At 74.5% G+C, this 19046-nt stretch carries 18 protein-coding genes and 1 pseudogene; 11 read left to right on the top strand and 8 right to left on the bottom strand.

The genetic code is table 11. The features are described 5' to 3' along the window. Positions 1–23: 23 nt before the first annotated feature. Positions 24–818: a GNAT family N-acetyltransferase gene (locus AB0H28_RS05255; protein ID WP_358034503.1), complete on the bottom strand. Its 795-nt coding sequence runs from the start codon at positions 816–818 to the stop codon at positions 24–26. A gap of 164 nt (positions 819–982) precedes the next feature. On the opposite strand from AB0H28_RS05255, the gene AB0H28_RS05250 reads away from it, so the two are divergent. Next, positions 983–2446: an MFS transporter gene (locus tag AB0H28_RS05250; RefSeq protein WP_358034500.1), complete on the top strand. Its 1464-nt coding sequence runs from the start codon at positions 983–985 to the stop codon at positions 2444–2446. Positions 2447–2450: 4 nt separating this feature from the next. On the opposite strand, the gene AB0H28_RS05245 is transcribed toward AB0H28_RS05250, so the two are convergent. Continuing rightward, entirely contained in the window at positions 2451–3368 is a 918-nt protein-coding gene (locus tag AB0H28_RS05245; protein WP_358034496.1) for a L,D-transpeptidase family protein, read from the bottom strand. 87 nt (positions 3369–3455) lie between these two features. Between AB0H28_RS05245 and AB0H28_RS05240 the strand changes: the two genes are divergently transcribed. Next, positions 3456–4664, top strand: coding sequence for a DUF2254 domain-containing protein (locus AB0H28_RS05240; RefSeq protein WP_358034493.1), 1209 nt, complete (start codon positions 3456–3458; stop codon positions 4662–4664). 65 nt (positions 4665–4729) lie between these two features. Next, a complete protein-coding gene (locus AB0H28_RS05235; protein ID WP_278106314.1) occupies positions 4730–5110 on the top strand; it encodes a hypothetical protein in 381 nt (126 codons plus the stop codon). A gap of 3 nt (positions 5111–5113) precedes the next feature. Here the strand turns inward: AB0H28_RS05235 and AB0H28_RS05230 are convergent, their stop codons facing one another. From AB0H28_RS05230 to AB0H28_RS05220, 3 genes are read right to left on the bottom strand one after another with little or no spacing between them, the layout of a single operon-like run. Next, a complete protein-coding gene (locus AB0H28_RS05230) occupies positions 5114–5539 on the bottom strand; it encodes a hypothetical protein (protein WP_358034490.1) in 426 nt (141 codons plus the stop codon). A 14-nt stretch (positions 5540–5553) separates the two neighbouring features. Next, complete coding sequence (locus AB0H28_RS05225) at positions 5554–5937, bottom strand: DUF1330 domain-containing protein (RefSeq protein ID WP_358034487.1); 384 nt, start codon at positions 5935–5937, stop codon at positions 5554–5556. Positions 5938–5970: 33 nt separating this feature from the next. After that, complete coding sequence (locus AB0H28_RS05220; RefSeq protein ID WP_358034484.1) at positions 5971–6240, bottom strand: BON domain-containing protein; 270 nt, start codon at positions 6238–6240, stop codon at positions 5971–5973. A 212-nt stretch (positions 6241–6452) separates the two neighbouring features. On the opposite strand from AB0H28_RS05220, the gene AB0H28_RS05215 reads away from it, so the two are divergent. From AB0H28_RS05215 to AB0H28_RS05205, 3 genes are all read left to right on the top strand, one after another. Beyond that, entirely contained in the window at positions 6453–7475 is a 1023-nt protein-coding gene (locus tag AB0H28_RS05215; RefSeq protein WP_358034481.1) for a trypsin-like peptidase domain-containing protein, read from the top strand. 81 nt (positions 7476–7556) lie between these two features. After that, positions 7557–8852, top strand: a complete 1296-nt coding sequence (locus AB0H28_RS05210) for a low temperature requirement protein A (RefSeq protein WP_358034478.1) — start codon at positions 7557–7559, stop codon at positions 8850–8852. 577 nt (positions 8853–9429) lie between these two features. Then, positions 9430–11136, top strand: a complete 1707-nt coding sequence (locus tag AB0H28_RS05205; protein ID WP_358034476.1) for a protein kinase — start codon at positions 9430–9432, stop codon at positions 11134–11136. A gap of 18 nt (positions 11137–11154) precedes the next feature. On the opposite strand, the gene AB0H28_RS05200 is transcribed toward AB0H28_RS05205, so the two are convergent. Both AB0H28_RS05200 and AB0H28_RS05195 read right to left on the bottom strand, forming a co-directional pair. Further along, positions 11155–12255: a PP2C family protein-serine/threonine phosphatase gene (locus AB0H28_RS05200; protein ID WP_358034473.1), complete on the bottom strand. Its 1101-nt coding sequence runs from the start codon at positions 12253–12255 to the stop codon at positions 11155–11157. After that, positions 12248–13021 (bottom strand): ion channel, encoded by a 774-nt coding sequence (locus AB0H28_RS05195; protein WP_358035150.1) that lies wholly within the window; start codon positions 13019–13021, stop codon positions 12248–12250. The genes AB0H28_RS05200 and AB0H28_RS05195 overlap by 8 nt, the downstream gene beginning before the upstream one ends. 125 nt (positions 13022–13146) lie before the next feature. Between AB0H28_RS05195 and AB0H28_RS05190 the strand changes: the two are divergent. The 3 genes and pseudogenes from AB0H28_RS05190 to AB0H28_RS05180 all read left to right on the top strand — a co-directional run bounded on the left by AB0H28_RS05190 (position 13147) and on the right by AB0H28_RS05180 (position 15442). Continuing rightward, positions 13147–13583: pseudogene (locus tag AB0H28_RS05190) on the top strand (MarR family transcriptional regulator). 120 nt (positions 13584–13703) lie between these two features. Next, positions 13704–14150 carry a CBS domain-containing protein gene (locus tag AB0H28_RS05185; protein WP_358034470.1) on the top strand — a complete coding sequence of 149 codons (447 nt, stop codon included), beginning with the start codon at positions 13704–13706 and terminating at the stop codon, positions 14148–14150. Then, on the top strand, positions 14147–15442 hold the full coding sequence (locus tag AB0H28_RS05180) for an ArsB/NhaD family transporter (RefSeq protein ID WP_358034467.1): 1296 nt from the start codon (positions 14147–14149) through the stop codon (positions 15440–15442). Before AB0H28_RS05185 ends, AB0H28_RS05180 begins: the two co-directional genes overlap by 4 nt. Here the strand turns inward: AB0H28_RS05180 and AB0H28_RS05175 are convergent. Continuing rightward, entirely contained in the window at positions 15424–16746 is a 1323-nt protein-coding gene (locus AB0H28_RS05175; RefSeq protein WP_358034464.1) for a cation:proton antiporter, read from the bottom strand. The genes AB0H28_RS05180 and AB0H28_RS05175 overlap by 19 nt on opposite strands. 226 nt (positions 16747–16972) lie before the next feature. Here AB0H28_RS05175 and AB0H28_RS05170 point away from each other — a divergent pair, with 226 nt between their 5' ends. Together AB0H28_RS05170 and AB0H28_RS05165 are read left to right on the top strand one after the other, a co-directional pair. Further along, a complete protein-coding gene (locus AB0H28_RS05170) occupies positions 16973–18340 on the top strand; it encodes a potassium transporter TrkG (RefSeq protein ID WP_358034462.1) in 1368 nt (455 codons plus the stop codon). Further along, positions 18333–19010: a TrkA family potassium uptake protein gene (locus AB0H28_RS05165; protein ID WP_358034460.1), complete on the top strand. Its 678-nt coding sequence runs from the start codon at positions 18333–18335 to the stop codon at positions 19008–19010. The genes AB0H28_RS05170 and AB0H28_RS05165 overlap by 8 nt, the downstream gene beginning before the upstream one ends. Positions 19011–19046 lie beyond the last annotated feature (36 nt).

Raw genomic sequence — 19046 nt, 5'->3', positions numbered from 1 at the left:
CCGACCCGGGAGGAGGACGAGGCTCACCCGTCGCCCGTCCCCGGCAGATCACAGTGGTACGTGCACACGACGTCCCCGTCCGGCGTGGGCCGCGCCTCGCCGGCCATCCAGCCCAACCGTTCGTAGAAGCTCGTCGCGCCGAGCGAACCGGTCGAGGTCTGCGCCTCGGCCCGGCTGGCGCCCGCGCTGCGCGCCGCCGCGAGGAAATGCGACACCAGCGCCATGCCGATGCCGCTCCTGCGCCACGTCGGGTGCACGGCCAGGGCGGTCAGGACAGCCACCTGCGGGCCCGACCGCACGCGGTCCGGGTCCGGCGTGCTCGCCGACGCCCGCCGACCGCGCGCGCCGCGACCGGCCGGCCCGCGTCGGCGCCGCAGCAGACGGCAGGTCCACGGCCGCACCCGGGAGCGCAGCAGGCGCGCCACCGCCCGCGGTCGGGCGCCCAGCGCCACGAGCCCGGCGAGGGCCAGGAAGGCGAGCGCCCGCCGGTCGCCGGCCAGCGCCGCGGCGTAGGCCGCCTGGTCGCTGGCGCCGAGGACGAACCCGACCACCGCGCCGTTCGAGACCGCGTCGACGGCGACCAGGCCCAGACCGTGCGGCGAGTCGAGATAGGTGCGATGCCACCGCCGGACGAACGCGGCGCCCAGCGACGGAAAGAACCCGATCGGGAGAAACGCCACGTGCGCCCGGGACATCCCGATAAGATCCTCGTGTTCCGCCGCGCGCACGACGAGCCGACCCGCCGCCACCGCGTCGAGCGGCGGCGGCGCCACCACGTCCGTCCGCAGGTCATCGACAATTCCGCCCGGAATCCTCATGGCTCGACACCCCCGTTCGACGCTGGCGCATACCCTCGCCGCCGGCCGGTACGCGGGGGTCCGCCGCACATCACCGCCGGTCCACCGTCGACGACCGGACCGCGGGGGCGAATCCGGCCGGCCGCGACGGACCTGCCCGCCGGGCGTCACGGGAGGCACCGGTCATGCCCACGGACAACAGCGGCGCGACGGCGTACCCCGGTCGCCGGCACCCGTTCGCGGCCCTGCGCCGGCGGGCGGCCGACCTGCTCGGCGGCCCGCACCGGGTGCGGGTCGTCGCCCTGCTGGCGGCCGTGCTCGCGTTGAACAGCGCCGACACCGGCACGGTCGGGGCGGCGGCTGCCCAGATCGAGGCGGACCTCGGCATCAACCACGCCCAGTTGGGCCTGCTGGCCACCGCCTCCTCGGGCGTGGGCGCGCTGGCGACCGTGCCGCTCGGGGTGCTGGCCGACCGGGTCGACCGGACCCGGCTGCTGGCGCTCACGATCACGCTCTGGGCGGCGGCCATGACCGCCGGTGGCCTCGCCCCCGGCTACGGGTGGCTGCTGGCCTCCCGGCTGCTGCTCGGCGCCGCCGTGGCGGCCTCCGGCCCGGTGGTGGTCTCCCTCACCGGCGACCTCTTCCCACCGGCGGACCGGGCCTCCGTGCTGGGCTGGATCCTGACCGGCGAGATCGTCGGCGCCGGCGTCGGGCTGCTGGTCGGCGGCGAGGTCGCCGCCCTGGTGTCCTGGCGGGCCGCGTTCCTCGTGCTCGCGGCGGCCAGCGTGGGGCTGGCCCTGGCGGTGTGGCGGTTGCTGCCGGAGCCACCGCGCGCAGCGGCCCGGCCCGACCCTACGGCGGCCGGAGGTGGCGGGTCGGCGGACCGCCTGCGGGAGGCGCTGAGCGACCGGGCGGTCCCGCCGGCCCGCGACCGGGTGGTCACCGACGACCCGAACGGCTGGTCGCTGCGCCGCGCGCTGGCATACCTGCTGACCATCCCCACCAACCGGCTGCTCATCGTGGCGTCCGCGGTCGGCTACTTCTTCTTCGCCGGGCTGCGAACCTTCGTGGTCGTCTTCGCGGTCCGGCACTTCGGCGTCTCCCAGACCGCGCTGGGCGCGCTCGTGCCGGCGATCGGGGTGGCGGCGCTGGCCGGCGCGGTGCTCGCCGGGCGGTTGACCGACCGCGCCCTCGCTGGTGGCCGGCTCGACGTCCGCATCGTCGTGCCCGCCGCCGGCTACTCCCTCGCCGCGGTGCTGTTCCTGCCCGGCGTGTGGGTCACCTCGGTCGCGACGGCCCTGCCGTTGATCGCGCTCGGCGCGGCCGGCCTCGCCGCGGCGAACCCGCCCCTGGACGCGGCCCGGCTGGACATCGTTCCCGGCCGGTTGTGGGGCCGGGCGGAGAGCCTGCGGACGATGCTGCGACTGGTCGCCGAGGCAGCCGCGCCGGCGACCTTCGGCTGGGTCGCCGACCAGCTCGGCGGTCCGGCCGGCCGGTCCAGCGGCACCGGGCTGCGCAATGCCTTCCTGGTCATGCTCGTTCCGCTGCTGGCCAACGGGATGCTGTTGCTGGCCGCCCGGCGCACCTACCCGACGGATGTCGCCACCGCCACCGCGTCCGACCGGGCCGGCGACGGCGGCCCGGGGTGAGCGCTCAGTACACCCAGACCCGGGTCTTCTTCGGCAGGACGTCCTGGGCCCACAGCCAGTCCATGGCCGGCAGCGTCACCCGCACGCACCCGTGCGACGCCGGGTACGGCGGCACGCTGGTGTAGCCGTGGATCGCGATCCCCTGCTCCTGGAAGTACTTCGGCCGGTACAGCCGACCGAGCGGGCCGTCGCGCCAGCCGTCGACCTGCCAGTCGATCGTCCACCTGCCGCGCGGGGTGTCCGCCAGGTATGTCTCGCCCCGGTAGGTGTAGTGCTCGAACGTGCCGGTCGAGGTGTTGAAGACCCGGCTCACCTCGCCATCGTCGACGATCATGAGGAGCTGCCGGTCCAGGTCCACCTCGGCGAGGTGGCCGTCGGTGCTGCGGGCGTCCGGGCGCTTCCCGGCGGCGAGCGCGGCCCGGGTCTTCGGGCCGACGATCCCGTCGCGACGCAGACCGGCCGCCTTCTGCAGGGCGTAGACCGCCTGCTCGGTGAGCAGGCCGAACGTTCCGTCGGACGCGCCGACCCAGTAGCCGAGCCGGTCCAGCCGCTGCTGGAGCGCCCGGACCGCGTCGCCGGTGTCGCCCCGGCGCAGGGCGTCCTCGGCGTCCGCCGGACCCGACGGCGACGGGCTGGCCGGCGACGGGCTCGACGAGGGCCCCGACGACGGCCCCGACGACGGGCTCGACGAGCGCGAGGCAGCGGGCGACTCCGTGGTGGGCGAGGGGGCGGCGCCGGTCGGGGTGGCCGTCGGCGGTCCCGGCGGTGGCGACGCCGTCACCGGGCGACTCGGGGCGGCCGTGGTCGGCCCGTCGTCCCGGGCGTCGCCGCAGCCGGCCCCGAGGATCAGCAGGACGGCGGACGTGACGCCGGCCGTAAGGTGTCGACTCTTCATGATCAGCGTGCCGGGGTCCCGGCCCACCCCCTTCGTCGTCGGAATCTCCCTCTGCCCAGAAAAGCAGACCTTTCGGCAGGTATGCAAAAGGCGCCCAGCGGGGACTAGTGCGGGATGGACCACGCCCCGCGTACTCTCCGTGCCCGCCTCACCGCGGCCTGGTCGGGCTTCTGGCTGGTGCCGGCGGCGTTCGCGGCCGGAGCCGTGCTGCTGGCGCTCGCGCTGTCCGTGGCCGAGCTGCGCCTGGGCCTGCCCACCGGCGGGTTCCTGCCCAGCAGCGTCGCCGGCGCCCGGTCGCTGCTGTCGTCGATCATCACCGCGATGATCTCGTTCACCGCGCTCGTCTTCTCCATCACCGTTGTCGCCGTGCAACTGGCCAGCAGCCAGTACTCCCCCCGGGTGCTGCGGACCTTCCTGCAGGACCGGATCACGCAGGCCGCGTTGGGCACCTTCCTGGCGACCGCGCTGTTCGCCATGGTGGTGCTGGCCGCCCTACCGGCCGGCGCCGACCCCCGGCTGCCGGACCTGTCGCTCGCCGTGGCGATGACCTTCGTGCTCGCCAGCAGCGGACTCTTCGTCTACTACCTGCACCACGTCACCACCGTGATGCGGGTCTCGCACATCATCTCGGCCGTCGGCGCCCAGACCCGCCGGGTGATCGAGGAGCAGTATCCGGTCGGCCGGGCGTCCGAGCCGGTCCCGCCGCTGGCGCCGCCGGTGCAGGTGATCGTCGCGGTGCAGCCCGGCATGATCCAGCACGTCGGCCTCGACCGGCTCGCCGCGCTGGCCCGCAAGCACGACTGCGCGCTGTCGGTCCTGACCGCGCCGGGCGACTTCGTGGTGGCCGGGCAACCGCTGATCGCGGTCCACCCCCTGCCCGGTGACCCCTCCCCCACCACCGTGCCGGACGCGCAGGCCTGCGTCGCGGTGAATCTCGGCGTGGAACGGACCCTCGGCCAGGACGTCGGGTTCGGGTTCCGACAACTGACCGACATCGCCGAACGGGCCCTCTCCCCGGGCATCAACGACACCACCACCGCGGTCCGCAGCGTGCAGGAGATGCACGACCTGCTGCGCCGCCTCGCCGGCCGGCCCGGGCACCGCCTGCTCGTCGACGACCCCGACGGCACGCCCCGGGTGCGGGCCCGGGGGCAGGACTTCGACGGCTTCCTCGCGGTCGCGGTCGACGACGTCCGACGGTCGGGACGCGACCAGCCGCGGATCACCCGGCTCCTGGACGACATGCTCGCCGACCTGCGCTCCGTGGCCCTGCCGGACCATCTGCCCGACATCGTCCGCAGGATCGCCGAGCGGCAGGCATGACCTGGCGGTGACGGGGGAAGCGGCCGGCACAAGCCCGCGCCACCCGGTGCGGCGGAGGGAGTGCCATGACCGCGTCCAGCGAGCCGGCCCGCGGAGCCGGCGCCCCGACCCGCGCCGGTGCGGGGGCCAAGACCAGCACCGCCGCCGCGCTCGCGCTCGTGTTCGGCGTGTCCGGCCTGTTCAGCGTGCTCACCGCCATCCTCGCCTGGATCGGCGTGGTGCTCGCCATCGTCGGCATCGTCCTGGGCATCGTGGGCCTGCGGATGGCCGCCCGACCGGGCGTGACCGGCCGGGGGGTGGCGATCGGCGGGCTCGTGCTCAGTGTGGTCGCCCTGCTGCTCGGGCTGGCGCTCGGCGCGGGCATCACGACCTTCCTCAACAACGAGGGCGCGGTCGACCGGCTCCAGCAGCAGGTCGACGACCTGCGCGACCGGCTCGACAGCTGACGGTCAGTGCACGGTCACCTTCTCGGCGACGATCGCCCGGCCGCCCTCGAAGCTCCGGTAGGGACCGGAGGGCCCCAGATCGTAGCGGTCGGCGAACTCGCGGTACGAGAAGTCGACGACGGCGCCGCTGACGGTCACCAACTGCGGCGGCTCGGCCGTGATCGGCTCGGCCGACAGCACGAGCATCGTGCCGTCGGTGAAGTCCACGTCGCGTACGACGAACGCGCCGCCGGTGACCACGCGGTCGACGGTCGCGGTCACGGTCAGCCGGGCACCCACCTCAGCCCGGGCGACGGTGCCCAGGCGGACCGTGGGGGTCGGCTCCGGTGTCGGCTCCGGATCCGGCCGGCCGGCGCAGCCGGCGGCGAGCAGGACGATCGCCGACAGTGCCACGGCCGCCCGGCGCGCCCCGGGTCGCCACCTGTCCATCCGCGGTTGCTCCCTCACTGCTCGCGACCGGGTCCGGCCCAGGCGACGGTCGGTTGCAGGACGGCCTCCCGCAGCGCCCGGGTCCGCCAGCGGGTCACCTCCTGGTATTCCGGGTCGGCGACCATCCGGCTGAACGCCGTCCGACTCGGATAGCGCACCAGCAGCACCGCGTCCCACGCCTGGCCCTCCTCGGCCACCAGCGCCGGTCCACCGTCACCGGCGTAGAGCACCTCGCCGCCGTAGCGGGGCAGGAACGTCTCCCGCAACGCGGCGGCGTAACGCGCGTAGGACTCCCGCCCGCCCTCGGCGAAGCGCAGGAGGTTGAGCATGACCACCGGGGCGTCGGGGTCGGTGGCGAGGAACCCCTTGAGGTCCCGGCCGGTGGGGTCGACTGCCATGATGCGCGGCTCCTGTCGGATCGGGTGACGACATCAGACCACGTGCAGCCGGATATTGACGTCGTGCACCCCGGGCACCGCCCAGGCGAGCGCGCGGGCGTGGGCCAGCACGTCGGCGGAGCGGACCCGCCCCTCCAGGATGACCACCCGGTTCTGCGCCTCCACGCAGATGCGCTCGCGGCGCAGCAGCGGGTCGCGGTGCATCTGGTCGACCACCCGGCAGGCCAACCGGGTGTCGTTGGCGGCGGGCCCGTCGTCGAACAGCGACGGCAGCCCCTCGGGGAAGAACCACGGGTGGGTCACGACTGCCTCCTGACGTCTCACATCGGCGTTCCTCACGCCCTACCCCAAGGGTTCCGCCGGCAATACGACAGGTTCGTGACGATCCGCATTCGCCATCGTGACAACCGGCCGGGTCGGCGTCGGGCGGCGTTTGGCGGTGCGGGCACCGGGTAGCGGCTCGCCAGAGGGCCGGAAGGTCCGTCGGGTCACCGGCACTTGGGGAGGGCAGAGACGTGGGACGTGGATCGCGCCGGGCGGCGCTGATCGGCAGCGTGGCGCTGCTGGCCGTGACGGTCGGCTGCACGGCGGACGGCGGCGTCGACGAGAAGGCCGCCGCGGCGCCGACGGTCTCGGCCGCGCCGGCCGCCGGCCTGCCGCAGGTGGTGGCCCGGCTGCAACCGTCGGTGGTCACGGTCCGCACCGACGAGGGGCTCGGCTCCGGCGTGGTCTTCCGCGACGGCGGGCTGGTGCTGACCAACGAACACGTGGTGGGCGACCAGAAGGACGTGGAACTCGCCCTCGCCGACGGCACCCGGGTGCCCGCCCGGGTGGTCGCCGCCGACGCCGTCACCGACCTCGCGGTCCTGCGGGCGCAGCGCACCGACCTGCCGCCCGCCCCGCTGCGCACCGAACTCCCGCAACCCGGCGAGCCGGTCGTCGCGCTCGGCAGCCCGCTGGGCTTCCTCAACAGCGTGACCGCCGGCATCGTCTCCGGCGTCGGCCGGGAGATCCCCGGCTCGGCGACCCAGGGCAACGCCCTGGTCGACCTGATCCAGACCGACGCCGCCATCTCCCCCGGCAACTCCGGCGGCGCGCTGGCCGACTACTCCGGCCGGGTCGTCGGGATCAACGACGCCCACCTGCCGCCGCAGACCGGGGCGGTGTCCATCGGGTTCGCCATCCCCGCCGCAACCGCCGTCGACATCGCCGACGACCTGCTCGACGACGGCAAGGTCACCCAGCCGTACCTCGGGCTGGCGGTGGCCCGGCTGACGTCGCAGATCGCGCGGTCGCTCGGCGCCGCCACCGACCGGGGCGTGCTCGTGCGGGACGTCGCCGGGGCCGGCCCGTCGGCGAAGGCGGGCCTGCGACCCGGGGACATCATCACCGAGCTGGCCGGTGAGCGCACCGAGACGCTGGAGGCGTTCCTCGGCGCCCTGCGCGCGGTCGAACCCGGCCAGCGCGTGTCGGTCACCTACCTGCGCGGGGGCGACACCCGTCGCGCGACCGTCACGCCGACGGCCGCCACCCGCTGACCCCGGCCCGCCGGACGACGCGGTCGGCGGCGCTACGCCGAAACCGGGGCGGCCCGGCCGGCGCCCGACGAGACTGGGGCGGTGAGTGCTCCCATCGCCGTGCGCCGGTCACCCTGGTTGACGCCGATCGAGCCGGGAACGCGGGTCACCCGCCTGGAGTTGTTCTTCGACCTCATCTTCGTCTTCGCGTTCCTCAACGTCACCGGCCTGGTCTCCACCCACCCGACCCCGAGGTCGGTGCTGGCCGGGTTGCTCGTGCTGGCGCTGCTCTGGTGGTGCTGGACGGTGCTGGCGGCCCTGGGCAACCTGGCTCGCCTCGACAAGGGCGTCCTGCCGGTGTTCGGCCTCGGCATCACCGTCGCCACGTTCGTGCTGGCGATCACCATCCCGCAGGCCTTCCGGAACCAGCTCGACGACCTGGCGGGCCCGATCGTGTTCGCGCTGGCCTATCTGGTCGTGCGCGGTCTCACGCTGGGCGCGTTCCTGTTCGTGCTGACCGGCGTCGGTCGAGCCCGCTGGCAACTGGCGCTCGTCTCCGCGCCGCCGGTGGTGGCCGCCGTCCTCGTCGTGCTCGCCGCCACGGCGGCGTGGTGGGCCCCGCCGGACGTGCGGTTCGACGCCCGTCTCGGCCTGTGGACGGCCGCGCTCCTGGCCGAGTATTCGGTCGGTCTGATCCTGCCCTACGCCAGGTGGACGGTCGCCTCGGCCGGGCACTGGGCCGAACGCCACTCCCTGATCATCCTGATCGCGCTCGGCGAGGCGGTCATCTCGCTGGGGCTCGGGCCGGGACGGTTCGAGCGTCTCGCGCTGTCCGCACCGGTGATCGCCGGGTCGGCCCTCGGCATCCTGCTGCTCGCGGCCCTGTGGTGGCTGCACTTCGACACCCTCGCGCCCAGCGTGGAGCAAGCCATGCACGGCACCCGGGACGTGCGGCGGATCTCGCTGGCCCGAGACGTCTTCACCTACCTCCACCTGCTGATGATCCTGAGTGTCATCGCCGTCGCGCTCGGGCTGAAGTTCGTCCTCGAAGCGGTCGCCCAGGTCCTCGTCGAGCCGCTGAGATGGGCCGGGGTGGTCGCCCTCTACGGCGGGGTCGCACTGTTCCTGCTGACCGAGGTCGCGGTGGTCGCGCGCACCTTCCGCCGCACGCGGCCCACCAGGATCGTCACCGCCGTCGCCGTGTGCCTGCTGAGCTGGCCGGCAACGCTGGTCGCACCCCTCGCCGCGCTGGGCTGGCTGGTGGCCGTCCTGATCGCCCTCATCGTGGTCGACCGGTTCACCGGCGCCGCCGCCCGCCGCCGGATCAAGGCTTCGCTGCGGCACGAGGAAGAGGCGGTCGAGCGGGCGGTCAGCCAGTGGCGGCGGGAGAACCTCTGACAGACGTGGTCCGCGAGGGCGCACCCGCCGCAACGACATCGAGATCGTCCACTACGAGCCGCAGATGGCCGCGGGCTCCAAGGCCGAACGACGGGTCGGCGCGGAGCAGCCCCCACCACCCTCGCCGGAGACACCCCCGGCGACCCGGCCCGCCTCGCCCCCTACTCCCCGACCCCGTCACCGGCGGCCAGCGGCCCGCCGTCAGGGTCGACGACCCGGCCCGCGCGCTTCGACCTGCCCCCGCTCAGTTTCGTGCGGTTCAACGACCAGGCCGGCCGCCACTTCCGGCTTCTCGGTCTGGACGAGTCACTGCGCCCGGGCCAGAACGCGACGGTGACCTTCGACTTCGGCAACGGCCAGCGGGTCACCGGACCGGCGCCGGTCGCCGCGCCGTTGACCCCCGTCGCGCCGCCACCCCCGCCGATCGGGCCCGCGGCGGCCGGGACCCCCGCAGCCGGCCGACCCCCCGCGCCGGCCCGCCGGGGCCCGACTGTTTTCCCTGCTGGTGCCTGGGGTAGGAGGAAGACGCTCGCACAGCCGATCGAGCGGTCGGATCGACCGTGGAAGGGGGTGCGCGATGCGGGTGTTGGCGGGACGCTACCGCCTGGTGCGGCAGGTCGGCCGGGGTGGGTCGGCCGTCGTCTGGCAGGCGGTGGACGAACTTCTCGACCGCACCGTCGCGGTCAAGCTGCTCGCCCCCGGTCCGGCGGAGGACCCCCGGTGGCGCGGGGCCGTGCGCGGCGAGGCGCGGGCCGCGGCGCGGCTGGACCACCCGAACGTCGCGGCGGTCTACGACTACGGCGAGGCCCGGCTGTCGGGGCTGCGGCGGGTGCCCTTCCTGGTGCTGCAGTACGTCGAGGGCGAGACGCTCGCCGACCGGTTGCGCCGGGTCGGCGCGCTGGGCTGGCCCGACGGCGGACAGATCTGCGCGCAGGTCGCGGCCGGGCTCGCCGCGGTCCACGAGGCGGGGCTGGTCCATCGCGACGTCAAGCCGGGCAACGTGCTGCTCGCGCCGGACGGGGCGAAACTGGTCGACCTCGGCGTGGCGCTCGCGGTCGGCGCCGCCACTGTCGACGGCCGGGGCGAGATCCGCGGCACGCCCTCGCACATGTCGCCCGAGCAGTTGCGCGGCGAACCCGCCGTGCCCGCGTGCGACATCTACGCGCTCGGCCTCCTGCTCACCGAGTGCCTCACCGGGCGGCCCCCCGCCCAACCCGGCCGGCACGGCCGCGACGACCACGAGGCGACGCTGCGGGTCGAGGGGGTGCCCGAGGCCGTCGACGAGCTGCGTCGCCGCTGCCTCGCACCCGACCCCGCCGAGCGGCCGAGCGCGGGAACCGTGGCCCGGTCGCTCGCCACCGCTGGCGCTGCCGCACCGGCGCCGGCGCCGATGCGGCCGGCCGTCGGCGCGCGCCAGGACCTGCGGCCCACGACCCTCGCGTCACCGGGCAGCGGCCGGCGGACGACGCTGCGACGCGCGGCGTTGGCGGGTGGTCTGCCGGTCGTCCTGGCGGGCGCGCTGCTCGTCGCCCAACTTTCCGGGTCCGGTTCGACGCCGGACGCCTACGGCGCGTCCGAGGCGACACCGAGCCCGACCTTCGGTTGCACCGTCACCTACTCCGCCGAGCGTGCGCAGGGCACGTTCGGCGCGGAAGTCACCGTCGAGGTGACCGGCCGGCAGCCGACGGGGCGGCAGGTGCTGCACTTCCGACTCTCCCCCGGCCAGCACCTGGACGCGCCGATGGACCGGTGGCAGTCGGGGCGGCAGGTGCGGCTGCCCCTGCCGTCGGACACCTCGGCGCCGATCCGGGTGCCGCTGCGGGGGACCTACACCGAGCCGGCCCGGTCCGGTCCGGACGGCTTCGCGCTCGCCGGCGTGCCCTGCCGCAGATCCGCGGCGCTGGTCACCATCGCCGGCGGCGACGAGCCGGAGTCGAGCGCGCCGGCGACGCGCGCACCGCGCGCCCGGGTCGACGAACCGGCGCCGCCGCGCACCACCGGGCCGGCGACGACGCCACCGCAGCCCACCGGGGAGGCGACTCCGGCGAGCCCACCGCCGGCGACCGGGAAGCCCACCGAGAGCGTCAAGCCGTCGCCGTCACCATCGACGTCCACCACCCCCGCGCCGTCGGCCAGCCCGACCGGCTCCGCCGAACCGACCACCAGCCCGTCCGCCTCCGCGTCGGCGCCGCCCGGCACGGATGCGCCGGCCACCCCGGCCGATCCGACCTCGGCCGCGCCGACCGGCGACCCCGCGCCGACCGGGACCGACGTCCCGGTCTGACCGCCCGCCCGGGGAACGTCATCGCCCGCCGCGAGCGGCGTCGGTGACGTCGTCCGGCAGTCGTTCGATCAGCAGCAGCGCGAGGTCGTCGCGGGGTTCACCGTCGACGTGCGCCCGCACCACGCGCCAGATGGCGTCGAGCGCCCGGGGCAGCGAGGGAGCGGACAACGGGCGGTCGAGCAGCCGGAGCGGGAAGAACCGGCCGCCGTCGTCGCGCGCCTCGATCAGGCCGTCGGTGTAGAGCAGCAGGCGGTCCCCGATCGACCAGGGGTGGCGCGTCGGCGGGTCACGCCGGCCGCCCAGCCCCAGCGGCCGGCCCGGCTCGACCTCGGCGAGCGGGCCGGGCGTACGCCCGGGACGGTGTCGCAGCGGCATGGGGTGCCCGCAGCTCGTCACCCACAGGTCCGGCCCACGCACCTCCAGCAGCACGGCCGTGACGAAGGTGACCCCGTAGGCGGGCTTCGGCTCCCGGGCGACCAGGGCGTCGAGGTCCGCGGCGACCTCCTCCAGCCGGTCGCGCACGATCGCGGACTGCCGGAAGGCGCCGATCACCGCCGAGGCGAGTTGCACCGCCGGCAGGCCCTTGCCGCAGACGTCGCCGATGATGATCCGCAGCCGATCCGGTCCCGGCACCACCTCGTAGAGGTCGCCGCCCACCCCCGCGCCCTGCTGGGCGGAGACGTACCGGGCGCCCAGCGCGACGGCGCCGATCGTGGGCGGGACCTCCCGCAGGATGGCCCGCTGGGTGACCCGCACGATCTCGCTCATCCGGCGGATCCGCTCCTCGCGCAACGTGCGGGCCCGGGCCACGTACAGGGCCGCGACGCTGACCGCGATCACCACGGCCACCCGCAGGACGTGGTCGAGACTGCCCAGGGTCTGGCTGGGCAGGCCGGCCAGGACGGCGGCGAGCGTCGCCGCGGCGGACGCGACGGCGGTACGCCGTGGCGTGTCCACCGCGGCGGCCAGCAGCGGAGCCAGGGCCAGGAACCCGATGAGGACCGCGTGCGCGGCCGCCGCCACGTCGACCAGCAGCACGACGGCGATGAAGGCCAACGCCGCCGGCAGTCCGAGCCACGACCGGTGGCCCGAATCCGCGGAGCGCCCCGGGTCAGTCATCGACGCCGAGCGGATCGGGCACACCGGCGGAGGACCGCGACTCCAGCCGCGCCCGCAACGCGGCGATCTCGTCGCGCAGGGCCGCGACGTCGGCTGCCGTCGCCGGTTCCGCGCGGCTCCGGTCGGCGACCCGCTCGACGATCCAGGTCGCGAGCGACCCGGTCACGAAACCGATCAGACCGATCCCGCCGACCATCAGGCCGAGCGCGACCAACCGCCCGGCCGCGGTCACCGGGAACAGGTCGCCGTACCCGACTGTCGTGATCGTCACCGCGGCCCACCAGAGAGCATCGGCGAACGAGGTGATCGAGGCGTCCGGCGCGCCTCGTTCCGCGTCGAGCACCGCCAGCGCCGACACGACCACCAGCAGCACGGTCGTGGCGGTGACGTAGAGGGCGAGGCGGCCACGGGCCCAGTCGGTCGTGCGCCGGGTCAGATTCAGCACCACGGTCACCAGCCGCAGCGCCCGCAACGGACGCAGGAACGGCAGCACGAGCACGGTCAGGTCGAACAGGTGCGAGCGCAGGAACCGCAGCCGGTCACCGGCGAGCGCGAACCGCACCAGCAGGTCGACCCAGAAGAGCAGCCAGATCGTCAGGCTGGTGGCCTCGCAGGCGACCACCCACCGGTGGGCAAGCTGCGGCACGAGGATCGGCCAGGCGTATGCGGCGAGGAAGACCACGGACAGCAGCGTCAGCGGGGCGGCGCTGAGCTGCTCCCAGCGCCCGACCGCCCGCTGCCGGGATTCGTGCCGCTGGCCGAACACCACTCCACCGCCCTTTCCTGCACCCGTGCAACCATTGTGTGGTGGGACTCTACGTGCCGGCGGAAGGGCCGGTGAAGGACCCCGAGTCGGCGCTCGTCGCGCAGCTCGCCGCGCTGAGCCGGGTGATGGTGGGCTTCACCGCGCACACGCTGGCCGGCCGCGACACGGAGCTGACCCTCTCCCAGTACCGCACGATGGTGCTGCTCGCCGCGCGCGGACCGCTGCGGACGGTCGATCTCGCCACCGCCCTGGAGGTCCACCCGTCGACCGCGACCCGCGCCTGCGACCGGCTGGTCCGGCGCGGCCTGGTGGCCCGCCGGCAGGGCACCACCGACCGGCGGGTGGCCTGGCTGACCCTCACCGAGACGGGGCGCGACCTGGTCGGGGAGGTGGTCCGGGGGCGGGCCGACCGGATTCGTGCCTCGTCCGCGCCGCCGCGCCGCCGCGCGCCGCGGCCGGGGCGGAACTCATCGGCGCGCTGGTGGCAGCCGCCGGCGAGCCGACCGAGGACCAGTGGTGGCGGCGGTGGGCGGGCAGCGCCCACCGCGCGGCCGGCGGTTGAGCCACCCCGCCGCGCCGCCCGGCACGCACCGCGCCGCCGCCGACTAAGGTGATCATCGGAGTACCGGAGAGTCCGGTCGGCACACCCACCGTCGCGTTCACCGAACCCGCAGGAGTTGTCGTGCGAGCCCGAGACCTGGCCGTTTCCTTCCCGACCATCACCGTCGGCACCTCGGTCCTGGAGGCCGCCCGCCTGCTGGCCGGGCACAACCTGCCCGGCCTGATCGTGGTCGACGCCGCCGGCCGTCCGGTGACCGTCCTGCCCGGCACGCAGGTGCTGCGGCTGGTGATCCCCGGCTACTGCCGGGAGGATCCAGCCCTCGCCCGCATGATCGACGAGCCGGCCGCGGACATGTTCCTGCGGGGAGCCGAGGGCCGGTCGGTCGCGGACCTGCTGCCACCGGAAAGGTTGGCCCCACCGGTGGTCGGCCCGGAGGCCACGGTCCTTGAGGTGGCCGCGGTGATGGCCCAGAAGCGCAGCCCCCTGGTCGCGGTGGCCCCACCCGGCAAGCCGATGGTCGGCGGCATCACGCTCGACGCCCTGCTCGACCGGATGCTCGCCGCATGAGCGGGCTGGCCTGGGCCGCGGTGGCCGTCTTCACCGTCGCGTACGTGCTGATCGCCACCGAGAAGATCCACCGGGTGGCCGCGGCGCTGGGCGGGGCGGCGGTGATGTTCCTGATCGGCGCGACCGACACGGGGCACGCGTTCTTCTCCGAGGACGCCGGCATCGACTGGAACGTGATCTTCCTCCTGATCGGCATGATGCTCATCGTCGCCGTGCTGAAACGCACCGGCGGCTTCGAGTACGTGGCGGTGTGGGCGTCGAAACGAGCGCGCGGCCGGCCGTACCGGGTGATGGTGATCCTGGTGCTGATCACGGCGGTGGCGTCGGCGGCGCTGGACAACGTCACCACCGTCCTGCTGATCGCGCCGGTGACCTTCCTGGTCTGCGAGCGCCTCGGCGTGCCGGCCGTGCCGTTCCTCATCGCCGAGGCGATGGCCTCGAACATCGGCGGCACCGCGACGCTCGTCGGCGACCCGCCGAACATCATCATCGGCAGCCGGGGCGGCCTGAGCTACAACGACTTCCTCGTCCACCTCGCGCCGTTCGTGGTGCTGCTGCTGGTGGTGTTCCTGGGCATGTGCCGGCTGCTGTTCCGGGACTCGTTCCGCTACGACCCGGAGCGAGCCGCGCAGATCGCCGCCCTGCACGAGGGCGACGCCATCCGCGACCGCCGGCTGCTCATGATCGGCCTGGCCGTGCTCGGCGCGGTCACCGCCGCGTTCGTGCTGCACACCACGCTGCACCTGGAGCCGGCGGTGGTGGCGCTGCTCGGCGGCCTGCTGCTGCTCGCGCTCTCCCGGCTCGACGCCGGGGAGATCAGCCGCGACGTCGAGTGGCCCACGCTCGTCTTCTTCGCCGGCCTGTTCATCATGGTGGGCGCGCTGGTGAACACCGGCGTGGTCGAGCAGATCTCGCGCGCCGCGATCGACGTCACGGACGGCCGGCTGCTACCGGCCTCGATGGTCCTGCTGTGGGGTTCCGCGGTGCTGTCGGCACTCGTCGACAACATCCCGTACGTCGCCACGATGAGTCCGGTCGTGGCCGACCTGGTGCAGGCCCAGGGCGGCGGACAGTCCCACGTCCTGTGGTGGGCCCTGGCCCTCGGCGCCGACCTGGGCGGCAACGCCACCGCGGTCGGCGCCTCCGCCAACGTGGTCGTGCTCGGTCTCGCCGAACGGGCCGGGCAGCGGATCAGCTTCTGGCAGTTCACCCGCTACGGCCTGGTGGTCACCGTGGTCACCGTCGGGCTGGCCGTGCCGTACCTGTGGCTGCGCTACTTCGCCCTCGCCTGAGGCTCCGTCGTCGCGCCGTCGCCGGCCGGGCCGTCCCGGCCGGTCGGCTGCGCCGCGCCGGCGTCGTCCGCCGCCGGCCGGCCGGGCCCGGCGTCGGCGCGGCCGGTGCGCCGGATCCGGCGCAGCACGCCGTACCAGTTCGGGACCTCCGCGCTCTCGTCGAACGCCCGGGCCACCACCACGTCGGTCGAGGAGTGGGCCAGGATGGAGATGACGATGGTCAGCGCGACGAGGTGGAACACCTCGTCCGCGGCGCCGATGCCGGCCTCCAGCACGAGCAGTCCGTAGACCACCGAGGCGAAGCCCTTGGGGCCGAACCACATCGCCGCGGCCTGCTCGCGCAGGTTGAGCCCGGAGCGCAGGAACGACACCCACAACGCCAGCGGCCGGGCGACCACGATGGCCAGCAGCGCGAACACCCACCCGGTCCAGGGAATCTCGCCGAGGAAGCCGGGCGAGATCAGCGCCCCGAACACCAGCAGCGCGGCCAGCTTCAGCAACTCGGCGACGTTCTCGCCGAAGTGCTCGAACGCGACGCGCTCCCGGGGCCCGAAGGTCGCCACCGTGATGCCGGCGGCGAACGCGGCCAGGAACAGGTTGCCGTGGGTGGCCTTGCCCAGCGCCAGCACCAGCAGCCCGATCGCCACCCCGTTGAGCGGCGCGTAGGCCGCCGACGCGGCGAAGAACCGGGTCCGCTCCAGCGCGATCGCGGCCAGCGGCACCAGCACCCCGATCGCCAACCCGACGCCCAGCTCGGTCGCCAACTCGCCCAGGTGCAGGTCGTCGGAGCCGGCGGCGACGGCCAGCAGCACCACCACGAACGGCAACGCCAGCCCGTCGTTCACGCCCGATTCGACGTTGAGCAGGTGCCGCAGCCGGGCCGGCACCTTGTCGTTGCCGACCAGCGCGGCGGCGAACACCGGGTCGGTGGGCGCCAGGATCGCCCCGATCAGCAGCGCCTCCGCCCAGTCCAGCCCGGCCACGTAGTGCGCCAGCACGGCGGTGACCAGCAGGGTCAGCGGCAGGCCCCAGCCCAACGCCCGGCCGGGCAGCCGCCACGCGCTGCGCAGGTCCGCCCAGCCCACCCGCATCCCGTCGGTGAACAGCACCGCGAACAGCGCCAGCTCGGCCAACTGCGCGACGATCGGCGACTCCGCCCGCAGGTGCAGCACCCCGGTGGTGCCCTCACCGAGGGCGAAGCCGGCGATCAGGAACAGCGCCGCGGTCGACAGGATCGTCCGTTTGGCCAGCGCCGACACCAGCACGGCGGCGAGCAGGACGGCAGCGAAGCAGAGCAGCAGCACGGGGACCTCCGGCGGGCACGGCGAGACAGGGTGCCGACCAGACTTCCCGGCGCTCCACGGACCGGGCCGATCATAACGGCCCCGCGCCCGGGCCGCCCTCGCACGTCACGGTGGGCCGACGCTGACGATCGCCGCCGGTGCGGCCATGGCAGGATCCAGGCGTGACACGGACGGGACGAGTGGGGCGGACGGCCCGGACGGGCGGCCCGGGACGGGCGGGACCGCCGTGGTCCTGACCGCGCGCCGGCCCGTCTGGCAGCGCCGCAGCGCCCGCTTCCGGCACCCGGCCCAGGTGATCACCGTCGGGTTCGGCACGGCCGTCGCGGCGGGCACCGGGCTGCTGTCGCTACCGGTGGCCGCCCAGTCGGGCCAGCGGGCGCCGTTCGTCGACGCGCTGTTCACCGCGACCTCGGCGGTCTGTGTCACCGGCCTGACGACCGTCGACACCGGCGGCTACTGGTCGCTGTTCGGCCAGGTGGTCATCCTGCTGCTGATCCAGGCCGGCGGCCTGGGCATCATGACGCTGGCCACGTTGTTCACCGTGCTCGTGTCGCGGCGGCTGGGCCTGCGGGCCCGGTTCCTCGCGCAGGCGGAGACGAAGAGCCTGGACCTCACCGACGTACGCGGCGTGGTCCGGCGGATCGTGCTGTTCAGCCTCGCCGCCGAGGCGGTCGTGGCCGTGGTGCTGACGCTCCGGTTCGCGTTCGGGCACGGCGAGGCGGCCGGGCCGGCCACCTGGCACGGGGTGTTCCACGCGGTGTCGGCGTTCAACAACGCCGGCTTCTCCACCAACCCGGACAGCCTCGTCGGCTATGTCACCGACCCCTGGATCACCCTGACGATCTCCGGGGCGGTGATCCTCGGCGGCCTGGGGTTCCCGGTGGTGTTCGAACTCGCCCGGTGCTGGCGGCGGCCCGCGACGTGGTCGGTCCTGACCCGCCTGACCGTCACCCTCACGGCGGCGCTGCTGACGCTGGGCACCGTCGTGCTGACCCTGTCGGAGTTCACCAACCCCGCCACGCTGGGCCCGCTGCGCGGCCCGGAGAAACTGCTGGCCGGGTTCTTCGCCTCGACGATGACCCGCACGGCCGGTTTCAACAGCCTGGACATCGGCGCGATGCGTCCGGAGAGCCTGCTCGCCAGCGACGTGCTGATGTTCATCGGCGGCGGCAGCGCGGGCACCGCCGGTGGGATCAAGGTCACCACGTTCGGGCTGTTGGCGTTCGTGCTCTGGTCGGAGATGCGCGGCGAGACCCACGTGCACGTCGGGAGGCGGCGCGTCCCGGCCAGCAACCAGCGGCAGGCGCTCGCGGTGGCGCTGCTGAGCGTCGGCGCGGTGGTCGCCGCCACGTTCACGCTCGTGGCCATCACACCGCACGGGCTCGACCGCGCGCTGTTCGAGGTGGTGTCGGCGTTCGCCACCGTCGGGTTGTCCACCGGGATCACCGGTAGCCTGCCACCGCAGGCCGACCTGTTGCTGATCGTGCTGATGTTCGCCGGCCGGATCGGGCCGCTCACGCTGGCCTCGGCGCTGGCGCTGCGGGAACGGACCCGACGCTTCGAACTACCCGAGGAGAGGACGATCGTTGGCTGACCTGACCGAACCCGTGGTGGTCGTCGGCCTGGGCCGGTTCGGCTCCGCCCTGGCCCTGGAGCTGATCAGCCGCGGCACCGAGGTGCTCGGCATCGACCACCGGCCGAAGGTGGTCCAGGCGCTGTCCGGCCACCTCCCGCACGTGGTCACCGCCGACTCCACCGACATCGAGGCGCTGCGGCAGCTCGGCGTCGGGGAGTTCCGGCGCGCCGTCGTGGCCATCGGCACCGACATCCAGGCCAGCATCCTCACCACCAGCCTGCTCTCCGAACTCGGCATCCCCGACATCTGGGCCAAGGCGGTCAGCGACCAGCACCGGCACATCCTCACCCGGGTCGGCGCCCACAAGGTCGTCGCGCCCGAGCACGACATGGGCGAACGGGTGGCCCACCTGCTCTCCGGCCGGATCCTCGACTACGTCGAGGTCGACGCCGACTTCGCCGTGGTCAAGACCACCCCGCCGCGCGAGGTCGTCGGCGTGCCGCTGCGCGACTCCCGGGTACGCAGCCGGTGGGGCGTCACCGTGGTCGCGGTCAAGCCGCAGGCCCCGCCGCCGGGCGGACGCCCCGAGTTCAGCCACGCCACGGCCGACACCGTGCTCGCCTACGGCGACCTGATCCTCATCGTCGGGCCGGTCGACAACGTGGAACGCTTCGCCGCCAGCGAGTAGGCCGTCCCCCGTCGGGTCGACGACGGCGGCGCTTCC

Source organism: Micromonospora sp. NPDC050980 (assembly GCF_040653835.1).
Taxonomy (GTDB): Bacteria; Actinomycetota; Actinomycetes; order Mycobacteriales; family Micromonosporaceae; genus Micromonospora.
This window is presented reverse-complemented; position numbering and strand designations above follow the sequence as displayed.